At 58.3% G+C, this 15,584-nt stretch carries 11 protein-coding genes; 9 read left to right on the top strand and 2 right to left on the bottom strand.

Features of this window, described 5'->3' with window-relative positions:
- Positions 1-42 precede the first annotated feature (42 nt).
- Both focA and ycaO read right to left on the bottom strand, forming a co-directional pair.
- On the bottom strand, positions 43-903 hold the full coding sequence (gene focA / locus V8N38_RS08405; protein WP_019454548.1) for a formate transporter FocA: 861 nt from the start codon (positions 901-903) through the stop codon (positions 43-45).
- Between the two features lie 461 nt (positions 904-1,364).
- A complete protein-coding gene (ycaO, locus tag V8N38_RS08410) occupies positions 1,365-3,128 on the bottom strand; it encodes a 30S ribosomal protein S12 methylthiotransferase accessory factor YcaO (RefSeq protein WP_087762271.1) in 1,764 nt (587 codons plus the stop codon).
- A 148-nt stretch (positions 3,129-3,276) separates the two neighbouring features.
- Here ycaO and ansB point away from each other — a divergent pair, with 148 nt between their 5' ends.
- From ansB to lpxK, 9 genes are all read left to right on the top strand, one after another.
- Positions 3,277-4,323 carry an L-asparaginase 2 gene (ansB, locus tag V8N38_RS08415; protein ID WP_070913952.1) on the top strand — a complete coding sequence of 349 codons (1,047 nt, stop codon included), beginning with the start codon at positions 3,277-3,279 and terminating at the stop codon, positions 4,321-4,323.
- Between the two features lie 303 nt (positions 4,324-4,626).
- Positions 4,627-5,712, top strand: a complete 1,086-nt coding sequence (serC, locus tag V8N38_RS08420) for a 3-phosphoserine/phosphohydroxythreonine transaminase (protein ID WP_147839496.1) — start codon at positions 4,627-4,629, stop codon at positions 5,710-5,712.
- Between the two features lie 113 nt (positions 5,713-5,825).
- Positions 5,826-7,112 carry a 3-phosphoshikimate 1-carboxyvinyltransferase gene (gene aroA, locus V8N38_RS08425; RefSeq protein WP_060421740.1) on the top strand — a complete coding sequence of 429 codons (1,287 nt, stop codon included), beginning with the start codon at positions 5,826-5,828 and terminating at the stop codon, positions 7,110-7,112.
- A gap of 266 nt (positions 7,113-7,378) precedes the next feature.
- Positions 7,379-8,068, top strand: a complete 690-nt coding sequence (cmk, locus tag V8N38_RS08430; protein ID WP_004928270.1) for a (d)CMP kinase — start codon at positions 7,379-7,381, stop codon at positions 8,066-8,068.
- Between the two features lie 184 nt (positions 8,069-8,252).
- Positions 8,253-9,926 carry a 30S ribosomal protein S1 gene (gene rpsA / locus V8N38_RS08435; protein WP_004928267.1) on the top strand — a complete coding sequence of 558 codons (1,674 nt, stop codon included), beginning with the start codon at positions 8,253-8,255 and terminating at the stop codon, positions 9,924-9,926.
- Positions 9,927-9,988: 62 nt separating this feature from the next.
- Complete coding sequence (ihfB, locus tag V8N38_RS08440) at positions 9,989-10,273, top strand: integration host factor subunit beta (RefSeq protein ID WP_004928264.1); 285 nt, start codon at positions 9,989-9,991, stop codon at positions 10,271-10,273.
- 315 nt (positions 10,274-10,588) lie between these two features.
- Positions 10,589-12,820: a ComEC family protein gene (locus tag V8N38_RS08445; protein WP_371935058.1), complete on the top strand. Its 2,232-nt coding sequence runs from the start codon at positions 10,589-10,591 to the stop codon at positions 12,818-12,820.
- 35 nt (positions 12,821-12,855) lie between these two features.
- Complete coding sequence (gene msbA, locus V8N38_RS08450) at positions 12,856-14,604, top strand: lipid A ABC transporter ATP-binding protein/permease MsbA (RefSeq protein WP_147839494.1); 1,749 nt, start codon at positions 12,856-12,858, stop codon at positions 14,602-14,604.
- A complete protein-coding gene (gene lpxK / locus V8N38_RS08455) occupies positions 14,604-15,584 on the top strand; it encodes a tetraacyldisaccharide 4'-kinase (RefSeq protein WP_087762276.1) in 981 nt (326 codons plus the stop codon). The genes msbA and lpxK overlap by 1 nt, the downstream gene beginning before the upstream one ends.

Raw genomic sequence — 15,584 nt, forward strand, 5'->3', positions numbered from 1 at the left:
TTTGATTGTGGATTTCTAACTCTGCACGCGGTAACTCACAGCTTAGTGCTGTTCGCGGCCCCCGCGCAGATAAATTACCCAGTAAGTCAACCCAACCAGCAGACCGCCGCCGATAATGTTGCCGATGGTGACCGGAATCAGGTTGTCGATGATGAAATTGCTTACTGTCAGATGAGCGAATTGCTCAGGTACCGCCCCTACGGCTTGCCAGAACTCCGGCGTGGCGAAGTGTTTGACCACGATGCCCATAGGGATCATAAACATGTTGGCAATGCTGTGTTCGAAGCCGCTGGCGACAAACATCCCGACCGGCAGCACCATGGCGAGCATCTTGTCGGTCAGAGTGCGGCCGGAGTAGCTCATCCAGACCGCCAGGCAGACCATCAGGTTAGCCAGAATGCCGAGGCACACGGCTTCGATAAAGGTGTGATGCAGCTTGTGGTCTGCGGTTTGCAGGACATTCAGGCCCCACTGGCCGTTGGCGACCATATACTCGCCGGAGAACCAGATCAGCGCCACGAAGAACAGCGCGCCGACCAGGTTGCCGAGATAAACGTTCAGCCAGTTGGCGCCCAGCTGGCCCCAGCTGATACGGCCGCTGGCCTTGGCGATGACGATAAGTACGGTAGAGGTGAACAGGTCGGCGCCCGACACCACCACCAGCATTAACCCGAGAGAGAAGCAGATGCCGCCGACCAGTTTCGCCAGCCCGAAAGGCACGCCGGCGGTGCCGGTGGTCGCCGTGATGTAGAAGACGAAGGCGATGGAAATGAAGACACCGGCGGTGATCGCCAAATAAAACGTTTTCAGCGGATGTTTGGTGGCTTTATACACGCCGGCATCTTCAGCGATTTTCGCCGTGGCCGCAGGTAAAATCAGATCGAAGGGGCTGTCAGTTTTCAAACTAACTCTCGCTCTTAAGGGTTAAAACAACGCAATGAGATACTAGCAAAGCAGTATAGGGGAAAATTTGATTTGGATCATAAGGCGGGGAAGTAGAGCGGCAAAATGACGTGTTTTTTGTGTGGTTTTTATGGTTAATTTATTGATTTTTAAGTAAAAACATTTTTTTAATGTTTGCAAATTTTTTTGAATTCACCGGGTGGACGGCGTAGGGTAAAGTTAAATTTTTAGGCGTTTTGTCGCCGCGCAGCGCTGAAAGTTTAATTATCGGTTAATTATTATTTCACCGTCCGGCAACAATTGACGGTTTATTTATTTTTATGGTCGTTTAACCGCCAATTTTCCGGCGAGAAAATAAAAGCGAATGCGTTGAAATACACCGCAAAAATGAAAACGCCGCAGCGAAGTGCGGCGTTTGGCAGCAGGGGTACTCCCAAAGTGGCAGTACCCCCTGATGATGCTTAGGCCTTGGCCCAGTGGCGGCGTTTGGCCGCCTGCAGCTTCTCGTAGGCCGCCAGCAGCGCCTGATGGGCCGGCAGCGCTTTCAGATCGGCATCGACGGCGAACAGCCCGTTGAAGCGCGCTTCACCGCTGATGGCGGCGGAGGCGGCGTCGACCGCTTCCTGGCCGTACATCTTCACGAACGCGGTGTAGTACTGCGCCGCTTCGCGTTCAGGCTCCTGCGCCAGCAGCAGCAGCGTTTGCAGACAGCGGTAGTAGTTGCTGCGCGCCGGGCTCAGCACCGAGGCGTTGAAGTCCTGCGTCCATTCGGTCCAGATCAGCGCCTGATCCAGATCGCCACCCGCCAGCGCCAGCATCGACTTCAGCTCGCCCACGCGCAGGGTATGCCAGGCGTTGTCTTTGCCGCTGGCAATGCCCAGCAGTTCGCGTACGCGGGTGAAGTCGTCCAGCCCTTCGTCGTCCAACTGCTCGATCAGCGCCAGGTACTCTTCCGGCTCCCACTCGCTACCCGGCAGCGCCAGCAGCGTATCGCGCAGGTGCGCGCCCATGCTGTTGTTGGCCAGCAGCAGGTCTTCCGCCGGATAAATGTCGGACATGCCCGGCACGATGATGCGGCAAGCGTAGACGCCCAGGTGCTCGTAGTCGGCGATGTACACTTCCGCGTCTTCTTTGTCGAAGATGCTCATCAGGGTGGCGAACTCTTCCTGCGTGCTGCCGCTGAAGTTCCAGTCAACGAACGGGTAATCGGCGTCCTGTTTGAACAGATCCCAGGAGATCAGACCGCTGGAGTCGATGAAGTGCGTTTCCAGGTTGGTGTGTTCCGCCACTTCTTCGTCATCGAAGGTCGGTGCGGTGAACACGTCGAGATCTTTCAGGCTGCGGCCCTGCAGCAGTTCGGTCACCGTGCGCTCCAGCGCCACGCCGAAGTCCGGGTGCGCGCCGAACGAAGCGAAGCAGGTGCCGTTGGTCGGGTTGAACAGCACCACGCAAATGACCGGGTAGTTGCCGCCCAGCGAGGCGTCATAGGAGAGGATCGGGAAACCTTCCTCTTCCAGCTTGGCGATGGCTTCCACCACGCCCGGGTAGCGGTTCAGCACTTCGTCCGGGATCGCCGGCAGGCTGATGGATTCGGCGATGATGCGGTTTTTCACATAGCGCTCGAACACTTCCGACAGGCCCTGCACGCGCGCTTCATTGGCGGTGTTGCCGGCGGACATGCCGTTGGAAACATACAGGTTGCCGATGATATTCATCGGGATGTACACGGTTTGCTGATCGGACTGACGGGTAAACGGCAGCGCACACACGCCGCGATCGGCATTGCCGGATTGCAGATCGACAAGATCGCTGGCGCTCAGCTCTTGCTGCGGATCGTAGAAGGCGTGCAGGCGTTCGTCGAGGATGCCGGCCGGCAGCGCGTCGTCTTCAGGGATCGGGAACCATTTCTCATTCGGGTAGTGCACGAAATCGCCTTCGGCAATCTGCTTGCCCAGATAGAAATCGGCGAAGAAGTAGTTGGTGGACAGGCGCTCGAAATATTCACCCAGCGCGGAGGCCAGCGCGGCTTTTTTGCTGGCGCCTTTGCCGTTGGTGAAGCACAGCGGGCAATCGCGATCGCGAATGTGCACTGACCACACGTGCGGCACCGGGTTCAGCCAGGAGGCTTCTTCGATGTTGAAACCGAGGTCGCTCAGTTTCTGCTGGAAACGGGCGATGGAGTCTTCCAGGGCGGCGTCTTTACCGGGGATAAAAGTTTGCGTCATTGTCTTCACTTTTTGCGCGTACTAAAAACGCGCAATGATACGGGGTTTTACGCTGGAGCTCCACGTATTCCTAAAGCGGCGGCAAAGTCACAGTTTTTTTAAGGATAAAGGCCATAATTCAGCGAGTTATCTGTCACGGAGAAATCTAATGAAATCAGTGAAACTCAGCGCGTTAACCCTCCTGTTGACCGGCTTCAGCGCCTCGGCGCTGGCGCTGCCCAACATCACCCTGCTGGCGACCGGCGGCACCATTGCCGGCGGCGGCGATTCGGCGACGAAATCCAACTATACGGCGGGCAAGCTGGGCGTCGAGGCGTTGGTCGATGCGGTGCCGGCGCTGAAAAACATCGCCAACGTGCAGGGGGAGCAGGTGGTGAACATCGGTTCGCAGGACATGAACGATCGGGTCTGGCTGACGTTGGCGAAGAAAATTGACGCCGACTGCGGCAAGACCGACGGCTTCGTCATCACCCACGGCACCGATACGCTGGAAGAGACGGCCTACTTCCTCGATCTGACGGTGAAGTGCGACAAGCCGGTGGTGCTGGTGGGGGCGATGCGGCCGGCGACGGCGATGAGCGCCGATGGTCCGTTCAACCTGTATAATGCGGTGGTGACGGCGGCGGATCCGCAATCGGCCAACCGCGGGGTGCTGGTGGCGATGAACGACACCGTGCTGGATGCGCGCGACGTCACCAAGACCAACACTACCGCCGTGCAGACCTTCCAGTCGCCAAACTACGGCCCGCTGGGATATATCCACAACGGCAAGATCGATTACCAGCGCTCGCCGCAGCGTAAGCATACCCGGGATACGCCGTTCGACGTCAGCAAGCTGAACGAACTGCCGAAGGTCGGCATCGTCTACAACTATGCCAACGCCTCCGATGCGCCGGCCAAGGCGCTGATCGCCGAAGGCTATCAGGGCATCGTCAGTGCCGGGGTCGGCAACGGCAACCTGTATAAAACGGTGTTCGACACCCTGGCGACGGCGGCGCACAACGGTGTGGCGGTGGTGCGTTCATCGCGCGTGCCAACCGGCGCCACCACCGAAGATGCGGAAGTGGACGACGCCAAGTACGGCTTTGTTGCCGCCGGCACGCTGAATCCGCAAAAAGCGCGCATTCTGCTGCAGCTGGCGCTGACGCAAACCAAAGATGCGAAGCAAATCCAGCAGATGTTTAATCAGTACTGATCGTTTTCTCTTCTGCGGGGGCCGACCGGGGCTCCCGCAGCCATCTTGGCTGAATACAGCATAAAACACCGCGTTAACCCGCTGAATTTCCCCATGTCGCAGGGTTTTATCGTCCAAACAATCGCGACGGCCGCAGAGCCTGTCATCACCCGGCGCGGCCGTTTGCCGCCGACGGGTGAATAAGCGTTGCAGCCATGGGGCGTGAGTGATAAAACCGATGGGTTGGTTAACGCGAGCGTTAACTTCGGGCGTCTTTTCGACAGGTCGCTTTTCTGCGGCGAACAGTGAATGTGGTGAGGGGAAATGACTCAGGTTTATAATTTTAGCTCTGGCCCGGCGATGCTGCCGGTGGAAGTGTTGCGTCGTGCGGAACAGGAACTGTGCAACTGGCACGGTCTGGGCACGTCAGTGATGGAGATCAGTCACCGCAGCAAAGAATTCATCGCCGTTGCCGAGCAGGCGGAACAGGATCTGCGCGATCTGCTGAAAGTCCCCTCCAACTATAAAGTGCTGTTTTGCCACGGCGGCGCCCGCGCGCAGTTCGCCGCGCTGCCGCTGAACCTGCTGGGCGACAAGGCCACCGCCGACTATATCGACGGCGGCTATTGGGCGCACAGCGCCATCAAGGAAGCGGAAAAGTATTGCGCCCCGAACGTCATCGACGTGAAAACCCGTATCGACGGCCTGAGCGGCATCAAGCCGATGAAAGCGTGGCAGCTCAGCGACGACGCGGCCTATGTCCACTATTGCCCGAATGAGACCATCGACGGCGTGGCCATCGATGAAACGCCGGACTTCGGCGACAAGGTGGTGATCGGCGATTACTCCTCGACCATCCTGTCCCGCCCGCTCGACGTCAGCCGTTTCGGCGTGATTTACGCCGGCGCGCAGAAAAATATCGGCCCGGCCGGCCTGACGCTGGTGATCGTACGCGACGATCTGCTGGGTAAGGCGCGCAAAGAAGTGCCGTCGATCCTCGACTACACCGTGCTGGCCGAAAACGACTCGATGTTCAACACCCCGCCAACCTTCGCCTGGTACCTGTCCGGGCTGGTGTTCAAATGGCTGAAAGAGCAGGGTGGCCTGGTGGAGATGCAAAAACGCAATCAGGCCAAGGCCGAAGTGCTGTACGCGACCATCGATAAATCCGACTTTTACCGCAGCCAGGTGGCGATCGCCAACCGTTCCTGGATGAACGTGCCGTTCCAGCTGGCCGATGCGGCGCTGGACAAGGTGTTCCTCAGCGAAGCCGAAGCCATCGGCCTGCAGGCGCTGAAAGGCCACCGGGTAGTTGGCGGGATGCGCGCTTCTATTTACAATGCCATGCCGCTGGCCGGCGTGCAGGCGCTGACCGACTTCATGGCCGACTTCGAACGTCGTCACGGTTGATTCCGTCAGCCCGCCCGACGCGGGCTGCTCAGGCTGTTGTCCTTTTGCATTAAAGCGGCTCCGGCATTATTCCGGAGCCGTTTCGTTTATCAGAATTGGAGAGTTTTGTTCACATGGTGGATTCCCTGACGTTACACCCGGTCGCCCTGGTCAATGGCACCGTCAACTTACCCGGCTCCAAGAGCGTTTCTAACCGCGCTCTGCTGCTGGCGGCGCTGGCGAAAGGCACGACCCGGCTGACCAACCTGCTGGACAGCGACGACGTGCGTCATATGCTGAACGCGCTGCAGGCGTTGGGCGTGAACTATCAGCTTTCCGCCGATCGCACCGTGTGCGAAGTGACCGGCGTGGCCGGGCCGCTGGTGGCCGGCCAGCCGCTGGAACTGTTCCTCGGCAACGCCGGGACGGCGATGCGCCCATTGGCGGCGGCGCTGTGCCTCGGCGAAGGCGACGTGGTGTTGACCGGCGAACCGCGCATGAAAGAGCGCCCGATCGGCCATTTGGTGGACGCGTTGCGCCAGGGCGGGGCGCAGATTGATTACCTCGAGCAGACCGATTACCCGCCGATTCGCCTGCGCGGCGGCTTCCAGGGCGGCGACGTCACCGTTGACGGCAGCGTCTCCAGCCAGTTCCTGACCGCGTTGCTGATGACCGCGCCGCTGGCGCCGCAGGATACGCAGATCCACATCAAGGGCGAGCTGGTTTCCAAGCCGTACATCGACATCACGCTGCATCTGATGCGCACCTTCGGCGTATCGGTGAGCCACGACAACTACCGGGTGTTCCATATCCAGGGGCGTCAGACGTATATCGCGCCGGGCGATTACCTGGTTGAGGGCGATGCTTCTTCCGCCTCTTACTTCCTGGCGGCGGCGGCTATCAAGGGCGGCACCGTGCGCGTGACCGGCATCGGCCGCAAAAGCGTGCAGGGCGACACCAAGTTTGCCGACGTGCTGGAGAAAATGGGCGCGCGCATTACCTGGGGCGACGATTTCATCGAATGCAGCCGCGGTGAACTGCGCGGCATCGACATGGACATGAACCACATTCCGGACGCGGCGATGACCATCGCCACCGCGGCGCTGTTTGCCGAGGGGCCGACCACCATCCGCAATATCTACAACTGGCGGGTGAAGGAGACCGACCGCCTGGCGGCGATGGCCACCGAGCTGCGTAAAGTGGGGGCGGAAGTGGACGAAGGCGAAGACTACATTCACGTCGTGCCGCCGGCCAAACTGCAGTTTGCCGAGATTGGCACCTACAACGATCATCGCATGGCGATGTGTTTCTCGCTGGTGGCGCTGTCGGATACTCCGGTCACCATTCTCGATCCGAAATGCACCGCGAAAACCTTCCCGGACTATTTCGAACAGCTGGCGCGCATCAGCCAGCCGGCGTAACCCGTCAAATCGTTTATTTTAAGGCCCCTTTGTGGGCCTTTATCGTTTTTAACCTTTGGCGACCGGCGTTTCTTCTATACTTTTTCGCGGTTGTGCGCTTATTTTCAACAACCGGACAGTTCCAGGGTAACAGATCGCCGTAGGGCAGCGTATAATACGCCACCGTATTTGCCCCTGATTGGGCAGGTGACAGAGAGTGCGGCGCGCGGGCCTTGAGCCGAAGCGCACCGTGTCTCTGTGAGGTTTTCTACCTGAAGGAGAGAGAAATGACGGCTACAGCCCCGGTGATAACCGTTGATGGACCAAGTGGCGCAGGCAAAGGCACGCTGTGTAAAGCGTTGGCCGAGTCCCTTGGTTGGCGTTTGCTGGACTCCGGCGCGATCTATCGCGTGCTGGCGCTGGCGGCGTTGCATCATCAGGTGGATATCACTTCTGAGGAAGCGCTGGTTCCGCTGGCCGCACATCTCGATGTTCGCTTCGTTGCCCAGGACGGCAAGCTGCAGGTGATTTTGGAAGGTGAGGACGTCAGCAATGAGATCCGCACCGAAACCGTCGGCAACACCGCGTCGCAAGCGGCGGCGTTTCCGCGCGTGCGCGAGGCGCTGCTGCGCCGCCAGCGTGCATTCCGCGAGGCGCCCGGCCTGATTGCCGATGGCCGCGACATGGGCACGGTGGTGTTCCCGGACGCGCCGGTCAAGATTTTCCTCGACGCCAGCTCGGAGGAGCGCGCGCACCGCCGCATGCTGCAGTTGCAGGAGAAGGGCTTTAATGTTAACTTTGAACGTCTTTTAGCCGAGATAAAGGAACGGGACGACCGTGACCGTAATCGGCCTATCGCGCCTCTGGTGCCCGCTTCTGACGCCCTCGTGCTGGATTCTACCAGCATGTCGATCGAAGAAGTGATCCGGCAGGCGTTGACGTATGCACAGAAAGTGTTGGCGTTGCCGCAGCAATAAGCGCGGCGGCGCTATTGGCTTTTTGTCATATTTGTCATAGCGGTATCGCAATATATCGGGTAAAATTTTACCCCTGTAACCTTAAACCCTGTCGGCATGGAGCCAATGGCGGGGTATGTGAAACAACCCCATTCGGCGGGACGCTAAATGGACGTTAAACTAAAGAACCCTGAAGATTAACAACATGACTGAATCTTTCGCTCAACTCTTTGAAGAATCCTTAAAAGAAATCGAAACCCGCCCGGGTTCCATCGTTCGTGGCGTCGTTGTTGCTATCGACAAAGATATCGTACTGGTTGACGCCGGTCTGAAATCTGAGTCTGCCATCCCGGCTGAGCAATTCAAAAACGCCCAGGGCGAGCTGGAAATCCAGGTTGGTGACGAAGTTGACGTTGCTCTGGATGCTGTTGAAGACGGCTTCGGTGAAACCCTGCTGTCCCGTGAGAAAGCTAAGCGTCACGAAGCTTGGATCACGCTGGAAAAAGCTTACGAAGAAGCTGAGACTGTAACCGGTGTTATCAACGGCAAAGTGAAGGGTGGCTTCACCGTCGAGCTGAACGGCATCCGCGCGTTCCTGCCAGGTTCCCTGGTTGACGTGCGTCCGGTACGTGACACTCTGCACCTGGAAGGCAAAGAGCTTGAGTTCAAAGTCATCAAGCTGGATCAGAAGCGCAACAACGTTGTCGTTTCTCGCCGTGCGGTTATCGAATCCGAGAACAGCGCTGAGCGCGATCAACTGCTGGAAAACCTGCAGGAAGGCATGGAAGTTAAAGGTATCGTTAAGAACCTCACTGACTACGGTGCATTCGTTGATCTGGGCGGCGTAGACGGCCTGCTGCACATCACTGACATGGCTTGGAAACGCGTTAAGCACCCAAGCGAAATCGTCAATGTTGGCGATGAAATCACTGTTAAAGTGCTGAAGTTCGACCGCGAGCGTACTCGTGTATCCCTGGGCCTGAAACAGCTGGGCGAAGATCCATGGGTTGCTATCGCGAAACGTTACCCAGAAGGCACCAAGCTGACTGGTCGTGTAACCAACCTGACTGATTACGGCTGCTTCGTAGAAATCGAAGAAGGCGTTGAAGGTCTGGTACACGTTTCTGAAATGGATTGGACCAACAAAAACATCCATCCGTCCAAAGTTGTTAACGTGGGCGACGTAGTGGAAGTGATGGTTCTGGACATCGATGAAGAACGTCGTCGTATCTCCCTGGGCCTGAAGCAGTGCAAATCCAACCCATGGCAGCAGTTCGCAGAAACCCACAACAAGGGCGACCGTGTTGAAGGTAAAATCAAGTCTATCACTGACTTCGGTATCTTCATCGGCCTGGACGGCGGCATCGACGGCCTGGTTCACCTGTCTGACATCTCCTGGAACGTTGCAGGCGAAGAAGCAGTACGTGAATACAAGAAAGGCGACGAAATCGCAGCGGTTGTTCTGCAAGTTGACGCAGAGCGCGAGCGTATCTCCCTGGGCGTGAAGCAGCTGGCTGAAGACCCGTTCAATAACTACCTGTCTATGAACAAGAAAGGTGCTATTGTTACTGGTAAAGTCACTGCAGTTGACGCCAAAGGTGCTACAGTTGAATTGGCAGGCGGCGTAGAAGGTTACCTGCGTGCATCTGAAGCCTCTCGCGACCGCATTGAAGATGCAACTCTGGTTCTGAACGTAGGTGACGAAGTTGAAGCTAAATTCACCGGCGTTGACCGTAAGAACCGCGTTGTAAGCCTGTCCGTACGTGCTAAGGACGAAGCTGACGAGAAAGACGCCATCGCAACTGTTAACAACAAACAGGAAGAAGGCAACTTCTCTAACGCAATGGCTGAAGCTTTCAAAGCGGCTAAAGGCGAGTAATGACGGGGGGCGGTTTCTGACCGCCCCGATACGGTAGTTTAGCTGCAAAGCTTGGAGGTACTATGACCAAGTCTGAACTTATTGAAAGACTTGCTGGCCAGCAATCTCATATTCCGGCGAAGGCCGTTGAGGATGCAGTGAAAGAGATGCTTGAGCACATGGCCGCAACGCTGGCCGAGGGCGAACGCATTGAGATCCGCGGATTCGGCAGTTTTTCTCTTCACTACCGTGCCCCGCGTGTAGGCCGCAACCCGAAAACCGGTGACAAAGTTGAGCTGGACGGCAAGTACGTTCCTCACTTCAAACCCGGCAAAGAGTTGCGTGACCGCGCCAATATCTATGGCTAGTCGCTGACTGCTCATAGCGTTGTTGCTTGTAAAGAATATAAAACGGTGCCTTTAAGGCGCCGTTTTTTTTCGCCTGCGATTCTCCATGACACGCAAGTGAATTGCGTACTGCGCCGCATTTGCGGTGTGGCTGCTGCATAGGCCTCTCTTATCCTGCCATGCTCACCGCATCTTCGTTAAAGCCCGCTGGCGGCGACATATCGCCTCAACGATCCTGCTTGCTTGCCGTGACGCGTTTTTGCTCATGGTGGAGCCGATGGGAGAAGAGCGATCAAAATTTCGCTGGATCTGGCGATATTCGCCGTTATCTGCGGCATCCTGCCGCTGCTGGTTTTACCGCGGTTGCCAGAGCCATGGCTGCTGTGGCCGATGCTGTTTGTCGCCGGTTTACTGCTGCGCACCCGTTGGCCGATCTGTCGTTATTTGGCCTGTCTGGGTTTGGGATTCATATGGGCGGTTTTCAACGCCGGAAGCCTGCTTGGGCAAATGGAGCACCTAAGCCGCATGCCGGATGTAACGGCGGTGGCGCAGGTGAGTAGTGTCGCACTGGAGCCTGCCGCCAGTAAGCAGACGCTGATGCGCATCGAGCGAGTCGACGGCCATTGGTTGGTGCCTGCGCTGACGTTTACCACGACGTGGGCCCCAGAACGGCAGCGTCTGTGCGCCGGGCAGCGCTGGCAGTTGAAACTGCGTTTGCGGCCGGTGCACGGCAAGCTCAATGAAGGCGGCTTTGACAGCCAGCGTTGGGCAATCGCGCAGCGCCAACCTTTGACCGCGCAGGTCAGGCAGGCTCGTTTGCTGGATGGCGATTGCGGCCTGCGCCAGCGCATAATCAGCCATGCGGAAACCAACATCGGTGAATTGCGTTACAAGGCAGTGTTGCTGGCGCTGGCGTTTGGGGAACGCACCGCACTGGAACAGGCTTTGCGCACGCTGATGCTGAAAACCGGCATTGCGCACCTGATGGCTATTTCGGGGCTACATGTGGCGATGGTCGCCATTTTGTTTTGGGCGGTGCTGCGTGCGCTGCAGTTTTTTCTTCCCGCCCATCTGATTGGTTATCGCTTTCCGCTGGTCGCGGGCTGGGTGGCGACGCTGATCTATGTCTGGTTGGTGGGCGCCCAGCCACCGGCGGTACGCACCGCGCTGGCGATGACGCTGTGGATGTTGCTGCGCTTGCGCGGCGTTCATTGTTCTTCCTGGCAAGTGTGGCTGTGGTGCGTCGGGCTGATTTTGTTGTGCGATCCGCTGGCGGTATTGTCAGACAGTTTTTGGCTGTCGGTGTTGGCAGTAGGGTGTTTGATTTTTTGGTTCGAATGGGCGCCGCTCGGCGAGCGATTTCGTTCCGCCTGGTATTGGGCGCCGGTACGCTGGCTGCATATTCAGCTGGGCATGACGCTGCTGTTGGTGCCGATGCAGGTCGCGCTGTTTTTAGGCCTGACGCTGACCTCGTTGCCGGCCAATCTCTGGGCGGTGCCCATCGTCTCATTGGTGACGGTGCCGTTGATTTTGCTGGCGGTGATTGGCGGCGTCTTCCCCTCGCTAAGTTACGGGCTTTGGTGGTTGGCCGATTTCACGTTGAGCGGGGTGTTTGTGCCGCTGCATTACCTGCAGCGCGGTTGGGTGGATTTGGGGGCTGCCTCGCTGCTGGCCAGCATAGCGGGATGGCTTATCGTTATCTGTTGGCGCTTTCATTGGTGGTGGCGCTATGCGCCGGGCCTGGCGACGATCGCGATATGCTGCGTGCTGTGGCGAGGAAAAGAGCCGGGATACCGCTGGCGCGTCGATATGCTCGATGTCGGGCACGGCCTGGCGATGGTGATAGAGCAAAACGGCAAAGGAATATTGTATGACACCGGCGATCGTTGGCCTGCAGGCAGCGCCGCCGAGCGGCATGTTTTGCCGATGCTGAACTGGCGGGGTATTGAACTGGAACAGATCATCATCAGCCATGCTCATCTCGATCATATCGGCGGGCTGTCGACGGTACAGAGTGCGTTTCCACAGGCGACGGTGCGCAGCCCGATACGCGGGGAGGGGCACTTGCCCTGCGTCGCCGGAGAGCGTTGGCGATGGCAGTCGTTGCAATTCGAGGTGCTGTGGCCGCCGAAAACGCTCAAAAGGCCGGTCAATGACGACTCCTGTGTGATTCGCATCGACGACGGGAAATACAGCCTGCTGCTTACCGGCGACGCGGAAAAGAAGGCGGAGGCACAGCTGATTCGATTGCGCCGCGACCGTTTGGCGGCCACGGTATTGCAGGTGGGGCACCATGGCAGCAGAACGTCTTCGACGCCGCCGTTTCTGCGCGCGGTCAATCCTGAGGTGGCGCTGGCGTCAGCATCTCGTTACAACAAATGGCGATTGCCGGCGCGTAAAGTGGTCGCCAGATACCGGGCAAATGGCATTACATGGCGTGATACGACGCGCTCCGGCCAGTTATCGGTACTTTTTTTCGACAACGATTGGCAAATTAAAGGCTTTCGCGAACAATTAATGCCCCGTTGGTACCATCAGCGGTTTGGCGTAGAGGGTGATAATGAGTAAAATAGGCCGCTATTTCTTCCGATGCTGGTATTTGCATGATGAATGATAAAGATCTCTCGACCTGGCAGACGTTCCGTCGACTCTGGCCGATGATCACTCCTTTTAAGACCGGGCTGATTGTGGCCGCCATTGCGTTGATTATGAACGCAGCGGGGGACACGCTGATGCTGTCTCTGCTTAAACCGCTATTGGACGATGGGTTTGGAAAAACCGACAGCAGCGTGCTGGTGTGGATGCCGCTGGCGGTGATTGCGCTGATGCTGATGCGTGGCGTGACCAGCTTTGTTTCAAGCTACTGCATTTCCTGGGTTTCCGGCATGGTGGTGATGCAGATGCGCCGCCGCCTGTTTGGCCACATGATGAGAATGCCGGTGGCCTTCTTCGATCAGCAGTCTACCGGGACGCTGTTGTCGCGCATTACCTATGACTCCGAGCAGGTGGCTTCCTCCTCTTCCAGCGCCCTGGTGACCGTGGTGCGTGAAGGGGCCTCGATCATTGGCCTGTTCATCATGATGTTCTACTACAGCTGGCAGCTGTCGGTGATCCTGATCGTGCTGGCGCCGATCGTCTCCATCGCCATTCGCCTGGTGTCCAAGCGTTTCCGCAACATCAGTAAGAACATGCAGAACACCATGGGACAGGTGACCACCAGCGCCGAGCAGATGCTGAAAGGCCATAAAGAAGTGCTGATCTTCGGTGGCCAGCAGGTGGAAACCGAGCGCTTTAACTCGGTCAGCAACCGCATGCGTCAACAGGGCATGAAACTGGTCTCCGCGTCTTCGATTTCCGATCCGATCATTCAGCTGATCGCTTCGCTGGCGCTGGCGTTCGTGCTGTTTGCCGCCAGCTTCCCAAGCGTGATGTCAACCCTGACCGCCGGTACCATTACCGTGGTGTTCTCGTCGATGATCGCGCTGATGCGCCCGCTGAAGTCGCTGACCAACGTCAATGCCCAGTTCCAACGCGGGATGGCGGCATGCCAGACGCTGTTCTCCATTTTGGATATGGAACAGGAAAAAGACACCGGCACCCGCGAAGTGAAGCGTGCGAAAGGCGATATCGAATTCCGCAACGTCACCTTCTACTACCCGTCCAAGGAAACGCCGGCGCTGCGCGATATCAACCTGAAAATCGCCGAAGGCAAGACCGTCGCATTGGTGGGCCGTTCCGGTTCGGGCAAATCCACCATCGCCAATCTGTTGACGCGTTTCTACGATATCCAGGAAGGCGAAATCCTGATGGACGGCTACGATCTGCGTGAATATACCCTGGCCTCACTGCGTAATCAGGTGGCGCTGGTCTCGCAAAACGTGCACCTGTTCAACGACACCATCGCCAACAACATCGCCTATGCGCGCGAGAGCGAATACAGCCGTGAGCAGATTGAGAAAGCGGCCGAAATGGCGTACGCGATGGACTTCATCAACAAGATGGAGAACGGCCTGGATACGGTGATCGGTGAGAACGGTGTAATGCTGTCCGGCGGCCAACGTCAGCGTATCGCCATCGCGCGTGCGTTACTGCGCGACTGCCCGATCCTGATCCTGGATGAGGCGACTTCTGCGCTGGATACCGAGTCCGAACGTGCCATCCAGGCTGCGCTGGACGAGTTGCAGAAAGACCGTACTTCGCTGGTGATCGCGCACCGTCTGTCGACGATTGAGAAGGCGGACGAGATCCTGGTGGTGGAGGACGGCCGCATCGTCGAACGCGGCGAGCACGCCGAATTGCTTGAACGGCAGGGCGCCTATGCGCAGCTGCACCGCATGCAGTTTGGTCAATAATGATTGAGCGCATCTGGTCCGGCGGTTCGCTGCTTTATCTGGCGCTGCTGCCGCTCTCCTGGCTGTATGGCCTGCTCAGTTGGCTGATTCGCCTCAGCTATCGCTGTGGCCTGCGCAAAAGCTGGCGCGCGCCGGTGCCGGTGGTGGTGGTGGGCAACCTCACCGCTGGCGGCAACGGCAAAACGCCGATGGTGATCTGGCTGGTGGAACACCTGCAGCAGCGGGGCTATCGCGTTGGCGTGGTTTCGCGCGGCTACGGCGGCAAGTCGGCGGTCTATCCCCTGGTGCTCAATCAGAATACCTCGACCCGCGAGGCGGGGGATGAGCCGGTGCTGATTTATCAGCGCACCGGCGCGCCCGTGGCGATCGCGCCCAAGCGAGCCGAGGCGGTACAGGCCTTGCTGCAACAACAGCCGCTGGATGCGATCATCACCGACGACGGCTTGCAGCACTATGCCTTACAGCGTGACTTCGAGCTGGTGGTCATCGACGGCGTGCGCCGTTTCGGCAATGGCTGGTGGTTACCGGCCGGGCCGATGCGCGAGCGTGCCGCGCGGCTTGGCAGCGTCGATGCGCGCGTCGCCAATGGCGGCGTGGCGCAGGCGGGGGAGATTGCCATGCGCCTGCAGGCGCGTGACGCGGTGAACCTGCTGAGCGGTGAACGTCGCCCGGCGGCCGAGCTGCCGCGCGTGGTGGCGATGGCGGGCATCGGTCATCCGCCGCGTTTCTTCGCGACGTTGGAAAAGCTGAACGTCGAGGTGGTGCAGGAAGTGGCGTTTGCCGATCATCAGGAATATCAGCAGCCGCAGCTGACGGCGCTGGTTGCAGCCGATCAAACGCTGCTGATGACGGAGAAGGACGCGGTGAAGTGCCGCGCCTTTGCCCAGCCTAATTGGTGGTATTTACCGGTTGACGCGGTGCTACCGTCCGCTCAGGCTGAGCAACTGCTGCAGGATATCGAATCTCTGCTGACCAAGTAA

The organism is Serratia nevei, from assembly GCF_037948395.1.
In the GTDB taxonomy this organism is placed as follows: domain Bacteria; phylum Pseudomonadota; class Gammaproteobacteria; order Enterobacterales; family Enterobacteriaceae; genus Serratia; species Serratia nevei.

What these genes read in the sequence shown, in the direction of transcription:
- serC (WP_147839496.1), top strand. Translation starts at nt 4,627, where the DNA reads ATGACTCAGGTTTATAATTTTAGCTCTGGCCCGGCGATGCTGCCGGTG.
- aroA (WP_060421740.1), top strand. Translation starts at nt 5,826, where the DNA reads ATGGTGGATTCCCTGACGTTACACCCGGTCGCCCTGGTCAATGGCACC.
- rpsA (WP_004928267.1), top strand. Translation starts at nt 8,253, where the DNA reads ATGACTGAATCTTTCGCTCAACTCTTTGAAGAATCCTTAAAAGAAATC.
- ansB (WP_070913952.1), top strand. Translation starts at nt 3,277, where the DNA reads ATGAAATCAGTGAAACTCAGCGCGTTAACCCTCCTGTTGACCGGCTTC.
- msbA (WP_147839494.1), top strand. Translation starts at nt 12,856, where the DNA reads ATGATGAATGATAAAGATCTCTCGACCTGGCAGACGTTCCGTCGACTC.
- ihfB (WP_004928264.1), top strand. Translation starts at nt 9,989, where the DNA reads ATGACCAAGTCTGAACTTATTGAAAGACTTGCTGGCCAGCAATCTCAT.
- ycaO (WP_087762271.1), bottom strand. Translation starts at nt 3,128, where the DNA reads ATGACGCAAACTTTTATCCCCGGTAAAGACGCCGCCCTGGAAGACTCC.
- cmk (WP_004928270.1), top strand. Translation starts at nt 7,379, where the DNA reads ATGACGGCTACAGCCCCGGTGATAACCGTTGATGGACCAAGTGGCGCA.
- lpxK (WP_087762276.1), top strand. Translation starts at nt 14,604, where the DNA reads ATGATTGAGCGCATCTGGTCCGGCGGTTCGCTGCTTTATCTGGCGCTG.